This window comes from Yersinia nurmii (assembly GCF_001112925.1).
Lineage (GTDB): Bacteria > Pseudomonadota > Gammaproteobacteria > Enterobacterales > Enterobacteriaceae > Yersinia > Yersinia nurmii.
In genome coordinates this window covers 17,899-37,922 of sequence record NZ_CPYD01000002.1, presented here as the reverse complement: position 1 = coordinate 37,922, position 20,024 = coordinate 17,899, and the positions used below count along the sequence as shown (strand labels likewise).

Sequence of the window (20,024 nt, the reverse complement as noted above, 5' to 3'; positions counted from 1 at the left end):
TATGTCCCCCGAAATGCCAACGCCGCTTCAGTCCACGTCGGTTCGCTGGCAGTTGTGGATCGTCGCCTTTGGCTTTTTCATGCAGGCGCTGGATACCACCATCGTCAACACTGCTTTGCCGTCAATGGCCGCCAGTCTGGGGGAGAACCCGCTGCGTATGCAGTCGGTGATTGTTTCTTATGTGCTGACCGTGGCAGTTATGCTACCGGCCAGCGGCTGGCTGGCTGATCGGGTTGGCGTGAAGTGGGTATTTTTCTCAGCGATTATTCTGTTCACCATTGGCTCACTGATGTGTGCTCAATCCGCGTCCCTGAATGAGCTAGTTTTCTCCCGCGTCATTCAAGGCATCGGCGGCGCGATGATGGTGCCGGTTGGTCGTTTAACTGTGATGAAAATCGTTCCGCGCGAGCAATATATGGCGGCGATGGCCTTTGTTACTCTGCCTGGACAGGTTGGCCCGCTGATGGGGCCAGCGCTCGGCGGTTTTCTGGTGGAGTACGCCAGTTGGCACTGGATTTTCCTGATTAATTTGCCGGTTGGATTGATCGGCGCTATTGCCACTCTGATGCTGATGCCTAATTACACCATGCAAACCCGCCGGTTTGATATCAGCGGTTTTTTGATGTTGGCAGTCGGTATGGCTACGTTGACGCTGGCGCTCGACGGTCATAAAGGACTTGGCCTGCATCCCGCCGCCATTGTTGGATTAATTGTCTGCGGGCTGCTGGCGCTGCTGGGCTATTGGTGGCACGCCAGAGGTAACCCTTCTGCCCTATTCTCTCTACGATTATTCAAGAATAAAGTTTACACTTTAGGGCTAATTGGCAGTATGGCAGGGCGTATCGGCAGTGGAATGCTGCCTTTTATGACGCCGATTTTCCTGCAAATTGGCATGGGTTTTACTCCGTTCCACGCCGGTCTGATGATGATTCCCATGATTATTGGTAGCATGGGAATTAAACGAATTATCGTGCGAGTGGTTAACCGCTTCGGCTATCGTCAGGTATTGGTCAACGCCACTCTACTGCTGGCTGTGGTTAGCCTAAGCTTCCCGTTAGTTGCTCTGATGGGCTGGCTATGGCTACTGCCAGTGGTTTTATTCTTCCAGGGAATGCTCAACGCTCTGCGCTTCTCTACTATGAATACGCTAACCCTGAAAGGCTTGCCTGACAGGCTGGCAAGCAGTGGGAACAGTCTGTTATCCATGGTCATGCAGTTGGCTATGAGTATGGGTGTTAGCGTCGCCGGGATCGTTCTCGGTCTGTTTGCCCACAATCAGGTCGTCACTAACTCACCGGCGACCCACAGCGCCTTCCTTTACAGCTATATCTGCATGGCGATTGTCATTGCCTTACCGGCATTAATCTTTGCCAAAGTACCGCAGGATATTCGTAAAAACCGCACTCTGGATACAACAGGCCAGAAATGAGGACAGCATGAGAATTGGCATTACCGGTAAGTTATTCATGGCGATTTTCGCCACCTGTATGTTGGTATTAATCACCATGCATTGGGGAGTGCGAGCTAGCTTTGAGCGCGGTTTTATCGATTATATCAAGCACAGCAATGAGCAACGCATCGCCATGCTGGGCGACGCATTGGAAGAACAATACAAGCACTACGGCAACTGGAATTTCCTGCGTAATAACGATCGGGTGGTGTATCAAATCATGCGATCCTTCGAGCAAAACAGCGATAATAGCCATAATCTGCCGCCACGTGGCTGGCGCACCCAGTTTTGGGTAGTAGACAGTCACTTTAAGCTGTTGGTTGGTCACACCGGATTAGTGCCTAAAGAGGGTTCACGCCTTCCCATAAAATACGGCAATCAGATAGTCGGCTGGGTGATCGCCACCCCGCCAGAAAAACTCACTCGCAATGCCGATATCAATTTTGACCTGCAGCAACGCCGCACCAGTTGGATGATTGTCGCCCTCTCCACTTTGCTAGCCGCCGCCGTTACTTGGGTACTATCGCGAGGGATGCTGGCTCCGGTAAAACGTTTGGTGGAAGGCACCCATCGGCTGGCCGCCGGGGATTTCAGCACCAGAGTCGCTGTCAGTAGCCGCGATGAACTGGGAAGGCTGGCACAAGACTTCAATCAGTTAGCCAGTTCGCTGGAAAAAAATGAGCAAATGCGCCGAGACTTTATGGCCGACGTCTCTCACGAATTACGGACACCGCTGGCCGTGCTACGTGGCGAGCTGGAAGCCTTACAGGACGGTGTTCGCCAACCTACACCGGAATCACTCAACTCCTTGCAAGCCGAAGTGGCGATGTTAACCAAGCTAGTCAACGATTTGCATCAGCTTTCCCTGTCCGATCGCGGGGCACTGGCTTACCGTAAAACTCAGCTGGATTTGGTGCATTTATTGCAGGTGGCGCTCGCCAGTTTCCGAAGTCGCATCGAGCAGAAACGGCTGGCGGTAACAACTCACTTACCCGAACAGGCCATAATATTTGGCGATCCGGATCGCCTCACCCAGCTATTCCATAATCTGATGGAAAACAGCCTGCGCTACACCAACAACGGCGGGCAACTGAATATCAGTATTAGTCTCGATGACAACACCCTCACGCTGTGCTGGCAAGACAGCAAACCCGGTATCAGCGACGAACAGCTACAGCAGATCTTTGAACGCTTTTATCGCGCAGAAAGCTCTCGTAACCGAGCCAGCGGCGGATCGGGGCTGGGTCTGGCCATTTGTCATAATATCGTCGAAGCCCACGGCGGAAAAATCGCCGCCGAACATTCACCTTTGGGCGGCGTATTGATTAAGGTAGACTTTCCGTTGTCACATTCACTAGGAAAATAAATCTCCATGAATGAAGCCATTTTCGCGCCAGGCCAGCATGGCCCGGTACTGATCGTTGAAGACGAGCCTAAGCTTGGGCAACTGTTGGTGGATTATCTACAGGCCGCAGGCTACCAGACCCGATGGTTGACCAATGGCGCTGAAGTCATCGCCTCGGTACGGCAAACTCCGCCAGCGATTATCCTATTGGATTTGATGCTGCCCGGCAGCGATGGCATCAGTATCTGTCGCGAAATACGTCGTTTTTCCGATGTGCCTATCGTGATGGTCACCGCGAAAACGGAGGAAATCGATCGTTTACTCGGGCTGGAAATCGGCGCTGACGATTATATCTGCAAGCCATATAGCCCACGGGAAGTAGTGGCTCGGGTGAAAACTATTCTGCGCCGCTGCTATAGCCCGCGAGAAATGCCTAGTGACATGGCACCGCTACAAATTGATGAGTCACGTTTCCACGCGAGCTATCAGGGCCACACGCTGGATCTCACTCCAGCAGAGTTTCGTTTGCTCAAGATTCTGGCGATGCAACCGGGGCACGTATTTTCCCGTGAACAACTGCTGAATAATCTGTATGACGACTACCGGGTCGTGACCGATCGCACCATAGACAGTCATATAAAAAATCTGCGACGAAAACTGGAATCCTTCGATGAAGAAAAACCCTTTATCCGCGCAGTATATGGAATGGGCTACCGATGGGAGGCAGAAATGGGTCGTTTGCTCTAATGTATTTTATGCCAAAGGTGCGTTATGTTGGCTGAGTCAGGTACGCAAATCTCCATTATGGATAGCGTTGACTACACTGATTAGGAGACTACTCAACCAACAGGAGAAACACTATGGCCATCGGCTACTACGAGCTTAAAAAAGCGAAGAACGGTCAATATTATTTCAATCTGAAAGCCGGCAATAATGAAGTCATTCTCTCCAGCGAGATGTACGCCAGTAAAGCATCCGCTGAAAACGGTATCGCATCAGTCCAAAGCAATTCTCCCCTGGAAGCTCAATACGAATTAAAGCACAACGTAAAAAATGAACCTTACTTTGTGCTGAAAGCTAAGAATCATCAGGTTATCGGCGTCAGTGAATCTTATAGTTCTGAAGCCGCAGCAAAAAATGGCATTGCCTCCGTAATGAAAAACGGTGCCACCACCACCATTAAAGACCTGACGCTATAGAGTGATTTGTACCCTACTGACGACAGCGCGGCAGTGACTGGCCGCGCACTTCTTCGCTATTTTTGATCCAAATCATTTAAACCCTACAAAAATTATGCAAGGGCTGATTTTCCGCTTTTCCGGCGCTACAATCATCGGCTTTTGCCACTCCCTCTGGGCGTGGTTCTGACTTGAACTCAGACTGAGAATCTCCCATGTTTATACCTGAATTACTGTCTCCAGCCGGTACGCTGAAGAATATGCGCTATGCTTTCGCTTACGGTGCCGATGCCGTGTATGCCGGTCAACCTCGCTATAGCCTGCGCGTTCGCAATAATGAATTTAATCATGAAAATCTGGCTTTAGGGATTCAGGAAGCCCATGCCTTAGGCAAGCGGTTCTACGTCGTGGTGAATATCGCCCCACACAACTCGAAGCTAAAAACCTTCCTACGCGACCTGAAACCAGTGATCGATATGGAGCCGGACGCACTGATCATGTCCGATCCCGGCCTGATCATGATGGTCCGTGAAGCTTTCCCACAGATGGATATTCACCTGTCGGTGCAGGCCAACGCGGTTAACTGGGCAACGGTAAAATTCTGGCAGCAAATGGGGCTGACTCGGGTGATTTTATCCCGTGAGCTATCTCTGGAAGAAATTGCTGAAATCCGCGAACAGGTGCCAGAAATGGAGCTGGAAGTCTTCGTCCACGGCGCACTGTGCATGGCCTATTCCGGCCGTTGCCTACTCTCCGGCTATATCAATAAGCGTGACCCGAATCAGGGCACCTGCACCAATGCCTGCCGTTGGGAATATAAAGTTGAAGAAGGCAAACAGGACGATATCGGCAATATCGTGCATATTCACCAGCCAATTCCGGTGAAAAATGTCGAACCAACTCTGGGTATCGGCGCACCGACCGATAAAGTCTTTATGATTGAGGAAGCCATGCGTCCAGGGGAATATATGACCGCCTCTGAAGATGAGCACGGCACCTATATCATGAATTCCAAAGACTTGCGGGCAATTCAGCACGTAGAACGTTTGACTCAGCTTGGCGTTCACTCGTTGAAAATTGAAGGCCGTACCAAGTCCTTCTACTATTGCGCTCGCACCGCTCAGGTTTACCGCCGCGCTATCGATGATGCAGTGGCGGGAAAACCGTTCGATCCTTCGCTACTCACCACGCTAGAAGGCTTGGCACACCGCGGTTATACCGAAGGATTCCTGCGTCGCCACGTCCATGAAGACCATCAAACCTATGATTACGGCTACTCGGTTTCCGAGCGGCAGCAGTTTGTTGGAGAATTTACCGGCGACCGTCGAGATGGGTTGGCGGAAGTGGTGGTTAAAAACAAATTCTCCGTCGGAGATAGCGTCGAATTAATGACCCCAACTGGCAATATTCAATTTACGCTGGAAAGCATGCTAGATAAAAAAGGCCAAGTTGCTGAGATTGCTCCGGGAAATGGGCATATCATGTATTTGCCAATTCCCGAAGAAATCGATGTGGAATATGCGCTGCTAATCCGTAATCTGGATGGAACTAATACGCGTAACCCGCATGAAAAACAGTAGTATGTAGACTTAATATCTAATGCCACTCACTGAGTGGCATTTTTGACAAATATTAGAAATGGATCACATCTATTATAATGTCTACAAGGTACTATAGCTCGAGTACAATAAAGAACTAAAATAGTTAGACAGCAAGACTAGGAACCACCTCCTTGGCTGGCCCAATCTCCCTTGGGCCGGCCTTTTCTTTTAAACCCAATAACCAATTGAATTTATAGTTATTTTTTAGCACTAAATAATTAACTAAACACGTTAAAATAATTGCTAATAACCCAATCAATTTCACTTAATTTATTAACCAAAATTAACGTAATAATACTCCTAACATAGTTTAATTCTAATCCAGAGTAAATCTCCGCTATCTCCGATTTATAAGCATCTACCAACCCGATCTTACTTTTTATTTTCTGCGATTTAACTCAAATAATCTGATAGTCAGAGCAAAGCGTTATGGTTTACTGTTAGTGATATAACCTACCACCTCCGGAGCATGTTATGACTCAAACGCCACTCAGCCTTCTTATTCTCAACGGTAAAGAAGGCGGAAATCCAGAAGTGCGTAATGCAGTAAAAAACGTGCGGGATGAGGGATTAACCCTACATGTGCGTACCACCTGGGAACAGGGAGATGCCGCCCGTTATGTCAACGAGGCTATCGCACTGGGGGTCGATACCGTGATTGCAGGCGGTGGAGATGGCACTATCAATGAGGTCGCGGGAGCATTAGCGGCTTTACAACCCAGCCATACGCTTCCCAGCTTGGGCATTTTGCCTCTCGGTACGGCTAACGACTTCGCCACTGCCTGTAGTATTCCTCTGCAAATCGATAATGCCTTGCAGCTGGCGATAAAAGGCCGTGCCGTTCCTATTGATATCGCTAAAGTTAATGACGACCGTTATTTTATCAATATGGCAACAGGGGGATTTGGCGCGCGAATTACTACCGAAACGCCTGCGATGCTGAAATCGGCGTTGGGCGGTGCCTCATACTTTGTCCACGGTTTAATGCGTATGGACACATTAAAAGCCGATCAATGCGAGATCCGCGGCCCCGATTTTCATTGGTCTGGTGAAGCGCTGGTGATCGGAATTGGCAACGGTAAGCAGGCCGGAGGCGGACAAGAACTTTGTCCGAACGCATTGATTAATGACGGATTACTACAGCTGCGGCTGCTTACAGCCACCGAAATTTTGCCCGCACTGCTGACCAGCCTTTTCAGCGGCGAAGAAAACAAAAATGTCATTGACGCCACGTTACCCTGGCTGGAAATCAGCGCGCCCCATGACATCAGATTCAATCTGGATGGCGAACCCCTGTCTGGTAGCCAGTTCCGAATTGAAGTGATGCCTGCGGCACTCTTATGTCGCCTACCGCCAAACTGTGCATTATTAGGCTGATTCTTTATTAGGCTGATTCTTTCCTTATTGGGGCGAACATCTGCGCCCCAAGACATCCCTCCCTGTCTCCAGATCTGACGCTGGGTTTCTACGGCCATCAAGGCGTGATTAACATTAATCACTCCCTAACATACACCCCGCTGAACGCTACAATGATCGACCGAGAGACATGGATTCTATTCCGTGCGGCCACCTCTGGCGGCCCCGAGATATTTATACAGCGTAGGCTTAGAGATCCCCATCATCTGGCAAATCTGCGCCACGGTATAATTTTTCTCATCATAGAGTTTTACCGCCAAATCCTGTTTATCCTGACTCAGCGCTTTTGGTCTGCCGCCATTACGGCCCCGGGCGCGCGCAGCCCTTAATCCTGCTTGATTCCTTTCCTTGATCACATTACGTTCAAAGTTAGCCAGAGCGCCAAAAAGTCGGAAAATAAGCTCCCCCGAGCTAGTCGAGGTATCAATACCATCCTCAATACTTTTTAGCGCGATGCCTTTTGTTTCCAATAATGCCATCATTCCAATCAGATCTTTAAGTGAACGACTCAGACGGTCTAATCGCCACACTACGAGTGTATCGCCAGCACGAACAAAGTTTAGCGCTTGTTGTAAACCGGGCCGTTCCACTTTTGCTCCGTTGAAATGGTCTTCAAATAACCGTTCGCACCCTACCTGATTTAAAAAATCGCGTTGTAAATTCAATTTTTCATCATCCGCAGAGACACGGGCATATCCAACCAACATGGATTGGTCCTCTTTAAGTTAAATTACACGTTAAATAATTAATTTATCACCGTAGATATTTTTACCTAATATATTAACCATATATTATTCATTTGCCAATTTATCAGGATACTAATTAGGGGTAAATAAGATAAAGATTAATACGTGATATCTAACAAGTTAAAGATTGTCTCAACTCATCAGAATAGCGATTCATTAGCATCAACTGCTCTCTCTCCCATTTACTTAAATGATGAACTCGACTTAAATCAAATAACGGGTATTTATTACGATTATTCTGAGAATAAATTCATTTAAAACATAAGGTTAGTCCATTCAGGTATAATAACTGGCGTTTTATTACCCCCCTGTGACAATAAAATAAATTTGTGCTATTTATTTCCCGTATTCATTTTCCACATAAGTATGACAAATTGGCATTTATCCAGTAGGGAAAAGTAAGATGGACAGCATTAAGCAGAATAAAGGAAACTGTGTTTACTCCCCGGCAACATTAGGGCAAAAAGAAGTTTGGCTGATACAGCAATTATCACCAGAACTACCCTTTAATATTTCCGAATATGCGGAAATTAATGGAAATTTAAACATCTCTGTTTTCGAAACAGCGCTCCGTGACATTGTTGCAGAAACCCCAGCGATGAAAAGCCGCTTTAAGGCCATCGACGGCGAGTTATATCAATATGTAGATAACAATCTTGACATAAATTTACATGTAATTGATAAAACTGATCATTTGGATGAAAGCTTCGATTTGGACGCCTGGATACAGGCTGATATCACTACGTTAATTTCGCCGGAAGATGAAAACCTACTCAACTTTTCATTGATTTGTTTACCGCAAAATAAATTTATTTACTATCAGCGATGCCACCATATCATTATGGATGGTCGGAGTTTGGGGCTTATCTCAAAACGCATCAGCGACCGATATGATGAATTAATCTCTGGGAAAGAACCGGAGGCTATTATTCCTGACGAACCCGACTTACTGGCCAAGAAAGATATTGAATATCTACAGTCAAAACGCTTCAATATGGATAAATCCTATTGGGATTCGTTCTCACAGAACGCTAACCGTCTTTCATTCCTTAGCCACAGTCCTAACGATCGGAATATATTAAAAGAAGAACAATATATCGATGAATCTGTTAATAAAGCGATAGAGTTCATTGCTGAGAACAATAATCTCAGGCCAACGCACATTTATATTGCGGCCGTCGCCGCTCACTTCTATACCCTGACCGGCGTTAATGAGCTCAGTTTCAGTTTTCCGGTAACAGGTATTGGTAAAGAATCCAAAAATCTGATAGGAATGACATCGAATACCTTACCTCTAGAAGTTACAATCTCTCCCACTGATAATATTCTGGATATTGCCAGAAACATGAATAAGCAGCTGACAAAGATATTAAAACATCAGCGCTACCGCGGAGAAAATATATTACGAAAAAACAAACAGGAATTCAGTTTCGGCCCAGCGATTAACCTGATGCTATTTGATCGCGGTACGCCCTTCCGACACTGCGAGACCAAATGGATAAAAGCAAAAGGCTCTCAAACCCACGGCTTTTCTGTCGTATTCGACGATAAAGGTTACGGTAAAGGGCTATCCATCAGTTTTTACGGAAGTGACAGGCTGCATAGCCTGGAAGATATATTCGACCACCACCGTCGATTCAGCGTTATCCTTGAGCAACTGGCGGCCAATCCACTTAACGCCATTGGGCAAGTCGATCATCAAATCATGGAAGCGCGGGCCAATTCCCCTCGCAGAACGCTGTTTGAAAACATCCGAAACCCACTGTCCGCCGCCGTGATTAACTGGCAGGTACAGGATGCACAGCAAATCGCTAATCTGGCACTGGCATTATCAGAAAAGGCAGGTGTCCCTCCCGCGGTAACCAAGTTAAAAATATTAATTAACAATAAGTTATTCATCGTCAATCAGGTTGAATCCTTGCCAGAAAAAACATTATCCGCCCCAGGCACGCTGGTGCGTCTGGATAGCATAAATGATGGCTGGCAGGTAACGACCCTCACGACGGATATCAGAATCAGCGCTTTCAGCACGCTGGACGGCACGCCGGTGTTAGCCACTGCCTTAGCCGAACAAGGTAATCTGACCACTGGCGATCGGCTACCTATTCTCAGCCAACAACAATCCGACGCGCTATCAGCCGAACTGGCCGCTTTGGCTACGCATGAGCCTTTCTGGCTGGAAAAGCTTCAAAGATTCAATCCAGTAGATTTCCCTTATTATCTTGATAAGACCGAAGGAGACAGCAGTTTAGCTATTGGGGAATGGCAATATTCCGAGTTATCAAACTCCGGCGATAACTCATGGTCAAACATTATCAGTCTGTATGCCGCTTACCTGCATAGTCTTTCTGGCGAACAGAGTTTCCAGCTTGGCTATCACGCCATTCGTCAGGGCGAAGATATCTGTTCTCAACTTTCTTCACCTTGGGTTCCGATGGATGTGACTGATATCTATGATCAATCATCATTGGCTGATGTTACAGAAAATCTTAATAAAGAAATAAAGCAAATCAATCAGGCTCAAAGTTATGCAACAGATATCATACTGCGCCATGAACCCCTGAAGAGAAATACCAAACTATCACAGAACAAACCGTTATATGCATTAGCAGTGGCCATTACCGATGGCGACATTCTTATTCATTCCAAGATAAATCCCGACAACTTCCCGCTACTGACATTACAAATCAACGCCTTAAACGGTCAATTCCGCTGGATTTATAATGCCGCCTATTTAGCTGAAAATCGAATCACTCAAATTAATAGTCATATATTACAAGGATTGAAAAATAGCGTCGAAATAGGGAGTCTTTCCCAGCCTATTGGCGAAATTAATTTTATTCCTAAATCTGAAGAATTACTGTTACTGGAGACGCTAAATCACAGGGAATACGACTTTAACAACCATAGCTGTATTCACCGCGTATTTGAACAACAGGTGCAAAAAACGCCCGATGCCATCGCGATTTGTCACGGCGAACGGCAGTTAACTTACCTAGAGTTTGATAGGCTGGCTAACCGTATTGCCCACCATTTGGTGGGTTTAGGCATTCAGGCAGATATGCGTGTTGCCCTGTGCATGGAGCGTAGTTGCCTACAAATAGCGGCGCTATTCGGGATTCTGAAATCAGGCGGCTGTTACGTTCCTCTCGATCCCGCCTACCCTAGCGAACGTTTAAAAGATGTGCTTCATGACGCCGATCCAGCAGTGTTGTTGGTTGACTCATTGGGTCAGGAAATATTAACCGGTAGCAGTGATGTCCGTACCTACGACGTGGATGCCTTACTTGCCGTCGATACACCGGATACGCCACCGCAGTTACCCCAGCTTTCGGTTAATCAACTTGCCTATGTAATATTTACCTCTGGTTCCACCGGCCGACCAAAGGGTGTGATGGTCGAACATGCGCAGGTTATGAACTTGTATTACGCGTTGAACGAGGCAATTTTCCATTATTACCCTAAACAATCAAAGGTTTGCCTTAACTCCAGCATCTCCTTTGATGCTTCATTGCAAAGCCTCCTCAGCTTGCTGAGTGGCCACCAGCTCCATATCGTTCCGCAAGATGTTCGCGTTGATGGAGCCCGGTTAGTGCAATTCCTTAAAGACAACGCCATTGACGTGTTCGACTGCACGCCAACCCAATTGGAAATGTTATTACTCTCCGATTTGCCTAATCAGATGGAAAAACTGATTCTCTTGATCGGCGGGGAAGCCTTGTCTCCTCAGACTTGGCGGCGTCTGTCAGCGTTCAACCACTTTACCGCGTTCAATGTGTACGGCCCGACCGAATGCACGGTTGACGCTACCGTGGCACTGATTGATGCTTCGCATTCACTGCCCACCATTGGCCGACCTATTGCCAATTCAGCCATTTATTTGCTGAATAATCAGTTAAAACCTGTGCCTTTCGGCGCCGTGGGGCAAATGTATATCAGCGGCGACGGCGTGACCCGTGGCTACCTGAATCAACCTGCGCTAACCGAAGAGCGCTATAGCGCCGATCCTTTCAGTGCGAAGAATCTGCGTATGTATCGCACTGGCGATTTGGCGCGTTATTTTGCCGACGGCTCTCTGGAATATTTAGGTCGTGACGATCAGCAGGTAAAAATCAACGGCTATCGTATTGAGCCTGGCGAAATTGAAGAGAAATTATTGAGCCACCCGCAGGTCAATGAAGCCGTCGTTATTGCCTATAAAAATGCATCGGGGGAAAAGCAACTCGTTAGCTATCTGGTACTGGCAGAAAATCCCCAAACGGAAGACCTACCACGCCATCTGCGGGATTTCCTGAGCCCGATATTGCCGGAATTCATGCTGCCTATCGCCTATGTTGTCGTTGATCATTTACCTTTGACTCCTAACGGAAAAATCGATCGCAAGCAGCTGCCTGCCCCTGATTTTAGTGCCTATGTGCACGAATCCTATGAGGCTCCTCAAGGAGACATCGAGCAAGAATTACATGAAATATGGGTAGACGTGCTTTGTCAGGAGAGAATTGGGCGCAACGACAGTTTCTTTGCTATTGGCGGGGATTCGCTGCTGGCAATGAAGCTATTAAGTAAGGTGCAATCCCGCTGGCAGAGCAAAATCACCATGGGGGCGTTTTTTGCCCAGCCAACTCTTGCTCAATTGGCATTATTAGTTGCTCAGGCCAAACCACAAACGGCCGCACAAATTGCACGAATTGATGCTAATGCGCGGATTCCACTGTCATTCCCGCAAAACCGACTGTGGTTTATTGAGCAACTAGGGAACAACGATGAGAACTATAACGTTCCATTATTGTTGAAAATGAACGGTGAACTTAACGCCCAACGTCTACAGCGTTGTCTTAACCACTTGCTGGACCGTCATGATGCATTGCGGTCGGTTTTCCACGCGGAAAACGGGGTCGGCTACGTTCAACTGCTACCGGTTGGTACGGAAGCGCTGCTGCAAGAGTATGATTTCGCTACGTCATCTCATGCCAATGAAGATTTTTGGCAGCTGTATCAGCATGAAATCGCCCATAAATTTGATATCGCCCACGGTCCGTTGATCCGCGCCAGTCTGGCTCATACCGCCGTCAGCGAGCATTATTTGCTGTTGATTATCCACCATATCGTCACCGATGGCTGGTCAATGGAGATTCTAGCTCGTGAACTGGGGGTGCTTTACTCAGCCTGGTCCCAAGGCGAACCCAACCCACTACCGGCGTTACCACTGCAATATCCTGATTATGCGCAGTGGCAGCAACAGTGGCTGGATAGCCCAGAGTGGCATGCCCACGGCCAATTCTGGTTGCAAAAATTGCAGGGCATACCAGAACGCATGACTTTGCCGTCCGATCGCCAGCGACCGGCTCAGCAGTCTTTCCTCGGTGCGACGGTTCCTATCGTTCTGGATCAACAGCTATCGGACGATTTGCGTCGTCTGAGCCAAAAACATCACACCACGCTATTCATGACATTAATGAGTGCATGGTCTGTCGTACTATCTCGCCTTTCCGGGCAGCAAGATTTGGTGATCGGAACGCCAGTAGCAAACCGACAGGCGGCAGAATGCGAAACGCTGGTCGGTTTCTTCGTGAATACATTGGCGATGCGAATTAATCTTGCCGAAGCGCCTACCGTGGCGGAACTTCTCGCACAGGTACGCGACTTCAGCCTCAGCGCGCAGGAACATCAGGAATTACCTTTTGATCAGGTCGTTGAATTACTTCAGCCACAGCGCAGCATGGATAAAACACCGCTGTTCCAAGTGATGTTTGCCTGGGAAAACTTCGACGCAGTCGCCCCGGCGCTAACCGGTATGAATGTAGAATTGATCGATCCACAGGTTACACGCGTAAAATTCGATCTCGAACTGAATTTAGGCACTCGTCAGCGTTCGATCGTGGGTTCTCTGAACTACGCTACCGCGCTGTTTGATCGGGCGACTATTGAACGCCATCAGCAATATCTGATCTCCGTTCTGCGGGCGATGGTTCGTGACGATAACCTAGCGGTCGATCGTATTCAGTTACTTTCCGATAGTGAATACAACCTACTGATCAATCAGTGGAATCAGACCGCGGAGCCTTATCCGCTAGATGTCTGCGCCCATCAATTATTTGAACAACAGGCACAGCGTAATCCAGAAGCTATCGCGCTCACCTATCAACAAACGTGCCTGACCTACGCCGAGCTAAATAGTCTGGCTAACCATTTGGCCAATCGCCTGCTTGCTCAGGGCGTCAAAGTCGAGGATAAGGTCGCAATTTGCAGCCATCGTGCGCCAGAAATGATTATCGCTATGCTGGCCACGCTCAAGGCCGGTGCGGCTTACCTGTCCATTCCGCCGGATACAGCGCCAGAACGTCAGAATTTTATGCTGGAAAACGCCAAACCTGCGGCGATTGTGGCGCAAAGCGAGGTACAACATCGTTTCAGCGGCTGCAATATTCCACTGTGCCTGATATCTGATATCACTCAAAACTATGATGGAAAAAGCTATAGCGAAATCCCGAATCCGACGGTAGCCGTCAGCCCCGAAAATCTGGCCTATGTTATCTACACCTCCGGCTCCACCGGTAACCCGAAAGGCGTGATGGTCGAACACGGTAATCTGGTGCAATTGGTTAGCCCTTGGTGCATGCGTTGGGACATTGGGCTGGGTGATAACGTCCTGCAATTCTGTAACCCTACCTTTGACGCCTCGGTATGCGAGATTTTCTCCGCACTGACTTCCGGTGCCAATCTGGTCTTACGCGACGATCAATGGCTGTCCGGCACCGAAACTTTCTGGCAGCTATGCGAACATTACAACATTAGTCGTGCGATTCTCCCTTACCAATTCCTGCGCCGTTTATCTGAAGAAAGTGACTACCCGTTGCCTCCATCGCTGCGAACCCTTTTCTTCGGCGGTGAGGCCGCCGCGCCTGAAATACTGCAACGCTGGCTAAGCCATTATCCGGTTAAACCACAGTTAGTTAACAACTATGGCCCGACCGAAACTACGGTAGTTGCGACGGCCCACGTACCGGTTTTAGGGGAGACGCAGCTGGATAGCATTGGTCGCCCTATTGCCAATAACCGGATCTATCTGCTCGATCCGCACGGTCATCCGCTGCCGCAGGGAGCCATTGGCGAGCTGTATATCGGTGGGCCAGGCGTTGCGCGCGGTTATCTTAATCTACCGGAAATGACCGCCGAACGTTTCCTACCCGATCCATTCAGTCGGGTGAACGGGGCACGTATGTACCGTACCGGCGACTTGGCCAGCTACCTGCCAGATGGGCGCATACAATTCCACGGACGTAATGATCATCAGGTGAAAATCCGTGGTTTCCGTATCGAACTGGGCGAAATTGAAACCCAGCTCAATTCCCATCCGCAGCTGAAGGAAGCCGCGGTGCTAGCACTGGACGACGGTAAAGGCAGCAAACGGCTGGTGGCCTATGTGGTAGCCGATACGGAACAGCCTCGCCCTGATATTGCAACATTGCGCAATCATTTGGCCGCGCTATTACCAGAATACATGGTCCCCGCGGCTTACGTTCTGTTGGACGAAATGCCGATTACGCCAAATGGAAAACTGGATCGCAAAGCCTTGCCTGCTCCACAGGAAGACGCTTTTATTCATCGCGATTTTGAAGCACCGCAGGCTGGCATTGAAACCACGCTAGCAGAAATCTGGCAAGAGTTGCTGGGCGTAGAAAAAGTCGGCCGAAACGACCATTTCTTCGAGTTAGGCGGGCATTCGCTGCTGGCAGTTCGTGTAATTAGCCAACTACAGCAATTGCTCAATATCAGCATTCCACTGGCAGCACTGTTCGATAACCCGCAGTTAAACAAACTGGCGGAAGTCATCAACCGTGAAGATCAAACGGGTGATTCCACGCTGGCTGGTATTATTGTTCCCGCTACGCGGGATAAACCGCTGCCACTGTCCTTCTCCCAGCAGCGCCTGTGGTTCTTGTCCCAGCTTAGCGACAGTGATTCCAACTATAACGTGCTGATGGCGTTAGCATTAAGCGGCGATGTGAATATTCCGATACTGCAGCAAACGCTCAATGTCTTATATGCACGTCATGAATCATTGCGGAGTAACTTTATTTCATCCGAACAAAATGAACCTGTGGTGATACTTCGGGAGAGTCAATCAGGCATACCTTTAGTTGAGTATGATTGGCAAGAACAGGCAAATAGCGCAGAAAAAGTAGAGGAAATATACCGTCAGGAAGAGAGGAGAATATTCGATTTGGCGGAGGACCCGCTGATACAAGCCACTTGGCTGCGCCTGAGAAATAACCAGAGCATTCTACTGTTAACCCTGCACCATATTATTACCGATGGTTGGTCAATGGAAATTCTGGTGCGCGAACTGGGAGTGATTTACTCTGCACTGTTGCAACAACGCACTCACCCACTGCCTCCGTTGCCAATTCAATATCCAGATTATGCGGTTTGGCAGCAGCAATGGCGCAATAGCCCAGTCTGGCATGAACAGGGGAAATTCTGGCAGCAATTGCTAACAGGTGCGCCAGAACGCCTGACGCTGCCAACTGACCGGCCGCGCCCGCCTCAGCAATCCTTTATCGGCGCCAGTCTGCCTATCATACTCAGTAGCGAGCTTTCTGATGAGCTACGCCGCCTGAGTAACCGACACGGCACTTCTTTGTTTATGACGCTGCTCAGCGCTTGGTCGATCGTGCTGTCGCGCCTGTCCGGTCAGGATGATTTAGTCATAGGTACTCCAGTGGCCAACCGTAACCAGGCTGAATGCGAAGACGTCATTGGCTTCTTCGTCAATACTCTGGCGTTACGTATCAATCTATCCGCTACCTCAAGCGTTGCCGATCTGTTGGCGCAGGTGCGGAAAACCACTCTCGACGCGCAGGAACATCAGGCTCTGCCGTTCGAGCAAGTGGTAGAAATCCTCCAGCCGCCACGCAGCATGGATAAAACTCCGCTGTTCCAGGTGATGTTTGCTTTGGAGAATATCGACGATATCGCGCTTAACATGGCGGGATTGGACGTGAAATTGCAGGAACCACCGGTCAGTCGGGTGAAATTCGATTTAGAGCTGAGCTTAGGGGAACGCAATAAAATCATTACCGGCTCGCTGAATTACGCCTGCGCACTATTTGATGAAGCCACCGTTCAGCGCCACCAGCACTATTTACTCGCGGTGCTGGAAGCAATGGTGAAAAACGACGCTCAACTCATCGGCCAGATTGATTTGATTGCCGATCGAGAAAGGCAATTACTGCTGGAGCAGTGGAATCAGACGGCGCAGTCCTATCCTACCGACCTGTGTATCCATCATTTGTTTGAGCAACATGCGGAGCGCAACCCAGACGCCATTGCTTTAGTGAATAATGCCTATTCATTGAGCTACGGCGAGTTGAATAATCGAGCCAATCATCTGGCTTATCGATTGATCGAACAGGGCGTCAAAGCGGAAGAACGGGTAGCGATCTGCGCCGATCGCAGCCCCGAAATGATCGTCGGCATTCTGGCGATCTTGAAGGCCGGCGGCGCTTATCTCTCTTTGCCACATGATATTGCTCCTGAACGACTGAAATTCATGCTGGAAGATGCTAAACCGGTAGCTATTCTGGCTGAACCGGCGACACTGCCGCTGTTTAAAGGCTGCAGCGTTCCTCACGAATTACTGCCTGCGGTAAGCGCTCCGTTACAGGCAACATGGGCAAATCCGCAGCCAAATCTGGCTCCACAGAATCTGGCCTACGTGATCTATACCTCTGGTTCAACCGGCAACCCAAAAGGAGTATTGGTCGAGCAAGGCAATCTGGTGCAACAAATGGTGACCTGGTGCCGCCAATGGAATCTCGGCCCGCAGGATAAGGTACTGCAATTCTGCAACACCACCTTTGACGTGTCGGTGTCTGAGATATTCTCCGCGTTAACCTCTGGAGCGACTTTGGTGCTGCGGGACGATCAATGGCTGGCAGGTAGCACCGATTTCTGGCAGCTGTGTGAGCAATATGGCATTAGCTATCTGGATATTCCTTATCAGTTCTGGCGCAAACTATGCGAAGAGAGCCGCGGGCCGCTGCCGGACGCTCTGCGACTGATATGTATCAGCGGGGAAGCCGCCGCGCCGGAAATGCTCGCGCGCTGGCTCAAACGTTACCCTGATAAACCAGAGCTGGTGAACTGTTATGGGCCAACGGAAACCACCATTACCGCGACCACTCACTCACCTAAACTGGGTATCAGCCATATTGATTCCATTGGCCGTCCAACGGCGAATATTCGTATTTATCTGTTGGATAACCAAGGTAATCTGGTGCCGAGAGGCGTTATTGGCGAGGTGTATATCGGCGGGCCGGGCGTCACTCGCGGCTATCTGAACCTGCCAGAAATGACCGCCGAGCGCTTCCTGCCCGATCCTTTCAGTTCGGTTAAAGGCGCTCGCATGTATCGCACCGGCGATCTGGCCAGTTATCTTGCAGACGGACGGCTACAGTTCCACGGCCGTAACGATCATCAGGTTAAAATTCGCGGATTCCGCATTGAATTGGGCGAAATCGATACTCAGCTTAACGATCACCCGAATATCAGTGAAGCCGCAGTGCTGGCGCTGGATGACAACAAAGGCAGCAAGCGGCTGGTAGCCTATCTGGTGGCTGATGCCAGCTCGCCTACGCCGGATCCTATGGCTTTGCGTCACTACCTGCAAAGCCGCCTGCCGGATTACATGATACCCGCCGCCTATGTGCTGCTGGATAGCATGCCGATCACACCAAACGGTAAACTGGATCGCAAGGCTTTACCGGCTCCGCAGGAAAATGCCTTCCTACATCAACCTTATGAAGCGCCGTTAGCCGGGCTGGAAACCACGATTGCCGAAATCTGGCAAAGCCTGTTAGACCGCGAAAAAGTCGGTCGCCACGATCACTTCTTCGAACTGGGCGGCCACTCGTTGCTGGCGGTTAGCGCGGCAAATCGGATCAACGCCGCTATCGACGATAAGGTCAGCGTCAGTGACATCTTTATTGCACCAACGGTAAAACAATTGGCGAGCCGAATCACTCAGCAAGCTCGCGTCAGCGACGTGATTAACCTGCGTCAACACGCGCTGCTACCGGAAGATATTCAGCCACAGCCGCAGTCTATCAGTCAGGGAAATGATATTTTCCTCACTGGTGCCACGGGCTTTGTGGGACGTTTCCTACTGCGAGAACTCCTGGATAGTACCAACAGCAAAATTTACTGTCTGGTACGAGGTAATAACCCGCAAGATAGCCTGCAGCGTTTGAGAAATATTCTTACCGAATGGTCGCTGTGGCGCAAAGGAGACGAGCAACGCATCATCACTATTCAAGGAGATATAAAAGCGCCGCGACTGGGTATCGACAACCTGCTTTATCAACGCTTAGCGCAGGACGTGGGGGTTATCTTCCATTCGGCTGTAAGCATGAATCACCTTGAATCATTTGAAATGGCGTATAAAGCCAACGTTGCCGGACTGGTTGAACTGCTGCGTCTGACCACGCAGGGAAGTCGCAAAATTCTGAATTTCGCGTCAACGCTGAACGTGTTCAGCCCGATTGGGCAGCAAGGCCATCGTGTGGTGAACGAGCAGTCATCAATTCAGAATGAGCAACACATTGCAGATCAAGGCTATGTGGCGAGTAAGTGGGTTGGCGAGGAAATTGTCAATCTGGCCGTCGCCCGTGGCATTGCTTGTAATATTTTCCGCCTAGGCCTGATTACCGCCGATTCAGAGCTGGCGCGTTATGACGAGCTACAGGCATTTTACCGTCTGTTTAAGAGCAGCGTTCAGATGGGGATGGCCTTCGATGATGTCTACGGCGATATCCAGCTGACTCCGGTGGATTACACCGCGAAGGCTCTGGCACATCTCGGTTCCAGCTATTATCCGACGGACAATATCTTCCACCTTTCCGCTATGGAAGGAATGTCTCGACGTGAATTTATTGAGCAGTTAAATGCTCATTTGCCGCAGCCGATGACCGTGGTTTCCCATCGTCAGTGGCTCCGCGAGGCGCATCGCCGCTATCAACAAGGAGAGATTTTACCTATCACCCCGCTGATTCAGGACATGATGACGTCCAGCGATGAGGAATTGGATCACTTCTATCAATCTTTGCTGGAAACAACCATCGATTACGATAGCAGCCAGACGCTGAAGCGGTTAGAGCAGGTTGAAATCACGCTACCGACCGCCAATAGCGAATGGTATCGCTTATTTATTCATTCACTGCGGAAATAGTCAGTTCGATAGAGAGAAGCTAAACAAAACGGCGCTCGATGCGCCGTTTTATTATTCCA

General features: G+C 49.2%; 8 protein-coding genes. 7 read left to right on the top strand and 1 reads right to left on the bottom strand.

The window, feature by feature from the left end:
* The first annotated feature begins 1 nt into the window (after position 1).
* The 6 genes from mdtD (at position 2) to yegS (ending at position 6,951) form a co-directional block, all read left to right on the top strand.
* Complete coding sequence (mdtD, locus tag AD970_RS02975; RefSeq protein WP_084728107.1) at positions 2-1,429, top strand: MFS transporter; 1,428 nt, start codon at positions 2-4, stop codon at positions 1,427-1,429.
* Between the two features lie 7 nt (positions 1,430-1,436).
* Positions 1,437-2,816, top strand: a complete 1,380-nt coding sequence (gene baeS / locus AD970_RS02970; protein WP_049596861.1) for an envelope stress sensor histidine kinase BaeS — start codon at positions 1,437-1,439, stop codon at positions 2,814-2,816.
* Positions 2,817-2,822: 6 nt separating this feature from the next.
* Positions 2,823-3,542, top strand: coding sequence for an envelope stress response regulator BaeR (gene baeR, locus AD970_RS02965; protein WP_049596860.1), 720 nt, complete (start codon positions 2,823-2,825; stop codon positions 3,540-3,542).
* Between the two features lie 113 nt (positions 3,543-3,655).
* Positions 3,656-3,994 (top strand): YegP family protein, encoded by a 339-nt coding sequence (locus AD970_RS02960; protein ID WP_049596859.1) that lies wholly within the window; start codon positions 3,656-3,658, stop codon positions 3,992-3,994.
* 194 nt (positions 3,995-4,188) lie between these two features.
* Complete coding sequence (gene trhP, locus AD970_RS02955) at positions 4,189-5,553, top strand: prephenate-dependent tRNA uridine(34) hydroxylase TrhP (RefSeq protein ID WP_049596858.1); 1,365 nt, start codon at positions 4,189-4,191, stop codon at positions 5,551-5,553.
* A gap of 495 nt (positions 5,554-6,048) precedes the next feature.
* Positions 6,049-6,951 (top strand): lipid kinase YegS, encoded by a 903-nt coding sequence (gene yegS, locus AD970_RS02950; RefSeq protein ID WP_049596857.1) that lies wholly within the window; start codon positions 6,049-6,051, stop codon positions 6,949-6,951.
* 176 nt (positions 6,952-7,127) lie between these two features.
* On the opposite strand, the gene AD970_RS02945 is transcribed toward yegS, so the two are convergent.
* Positions 7,128-7,697, bottom strand: coding sequence for a recombinase family protein (locus AD970_RS02945; RefSeq protein ID WP_049596856.1), 570 nt, complete (start codon positions 7,695-7,697; stop codon positions 7,128-7,130).
* Positions 7,698-8,139: 442 nt separating this feature from the next.
* Here AD970_RS02945 and AD970_RS02940 point away from each other — a divergent pair, with 442 nt between their 5' ends.
* Complete coding sequence (locus tag AD970_RS02940) at positions 8,140-19,965, top strand: non-ribosomal peptide synthetase (protein ID WP_049596855.1); 11,826 nt, start codon at positions 8,140-8,142, stop codon at positions 19,963-19,965.
* The last annotated feature ends 59 nt before the right edge of the window (positions 19,966-20,024 follow it).

What these genes read in the sequence shown, in the direction of transcription:
- mdtD (WP_084728107.1), top strand. Translation starts at nt 2, where the DNA reads ATGTCCCCCGAAATGCCAACGCCGCTTCAGTCCACGTCGGTTCGCTGG.
- baeS (WP_049596861.1), top strand. Translation starts at nt 1,437, where the DNA reads ATGAGAATTGGCATTACCGGTAAGTTATTCATGGCGATTTTCGCCACC.
- baeR (WP_049596860.1), top strand. Translation starts at nt 2,823, where the DNA reads ATGAATGAAGCCATTTTCGCGCCAGGCCAGCATGGCCCGGTACTGATC.
- AD970_RS02960 (WP_049596859.1), top strand. Translation starts at nt 3,656, where the DNA reads ATGGCCATCGGCTACTACGAGCTTAAAAAAGCGAAGAACGGTCAATAT.
- trhP (WP_049596858.1), top strand. Translation starts at nt 4,189, where the DNA reads ATGTTTATACCTGAATTACTGTCTCCAGCCGGTACGCTGAAGAATATG.
- yegS (WP_049596857.1), top strand. Translation starts at nt 6,049, where the DNA reads ATGACTCAAACGCCACTCAGCCTTCTTATTCTCAACGGTAAAGAAGGC.
- AD970_RS02945 (WP_049596856.1), bottom strand. Translation starts at nt 7,697, where the DNA reads ATGTTGGTTGGATATGCCCGTGTCTCTGCGGATGATGAAAAATTGAAT.
- AD970_RS02940 (WP_049596855.1), top strand. Translation starts at nt 8,140, where the DNA reads ATGGACAGCATTAAGCAGAATAAAGGAAACTGTGTTTACTCCCCGGCA.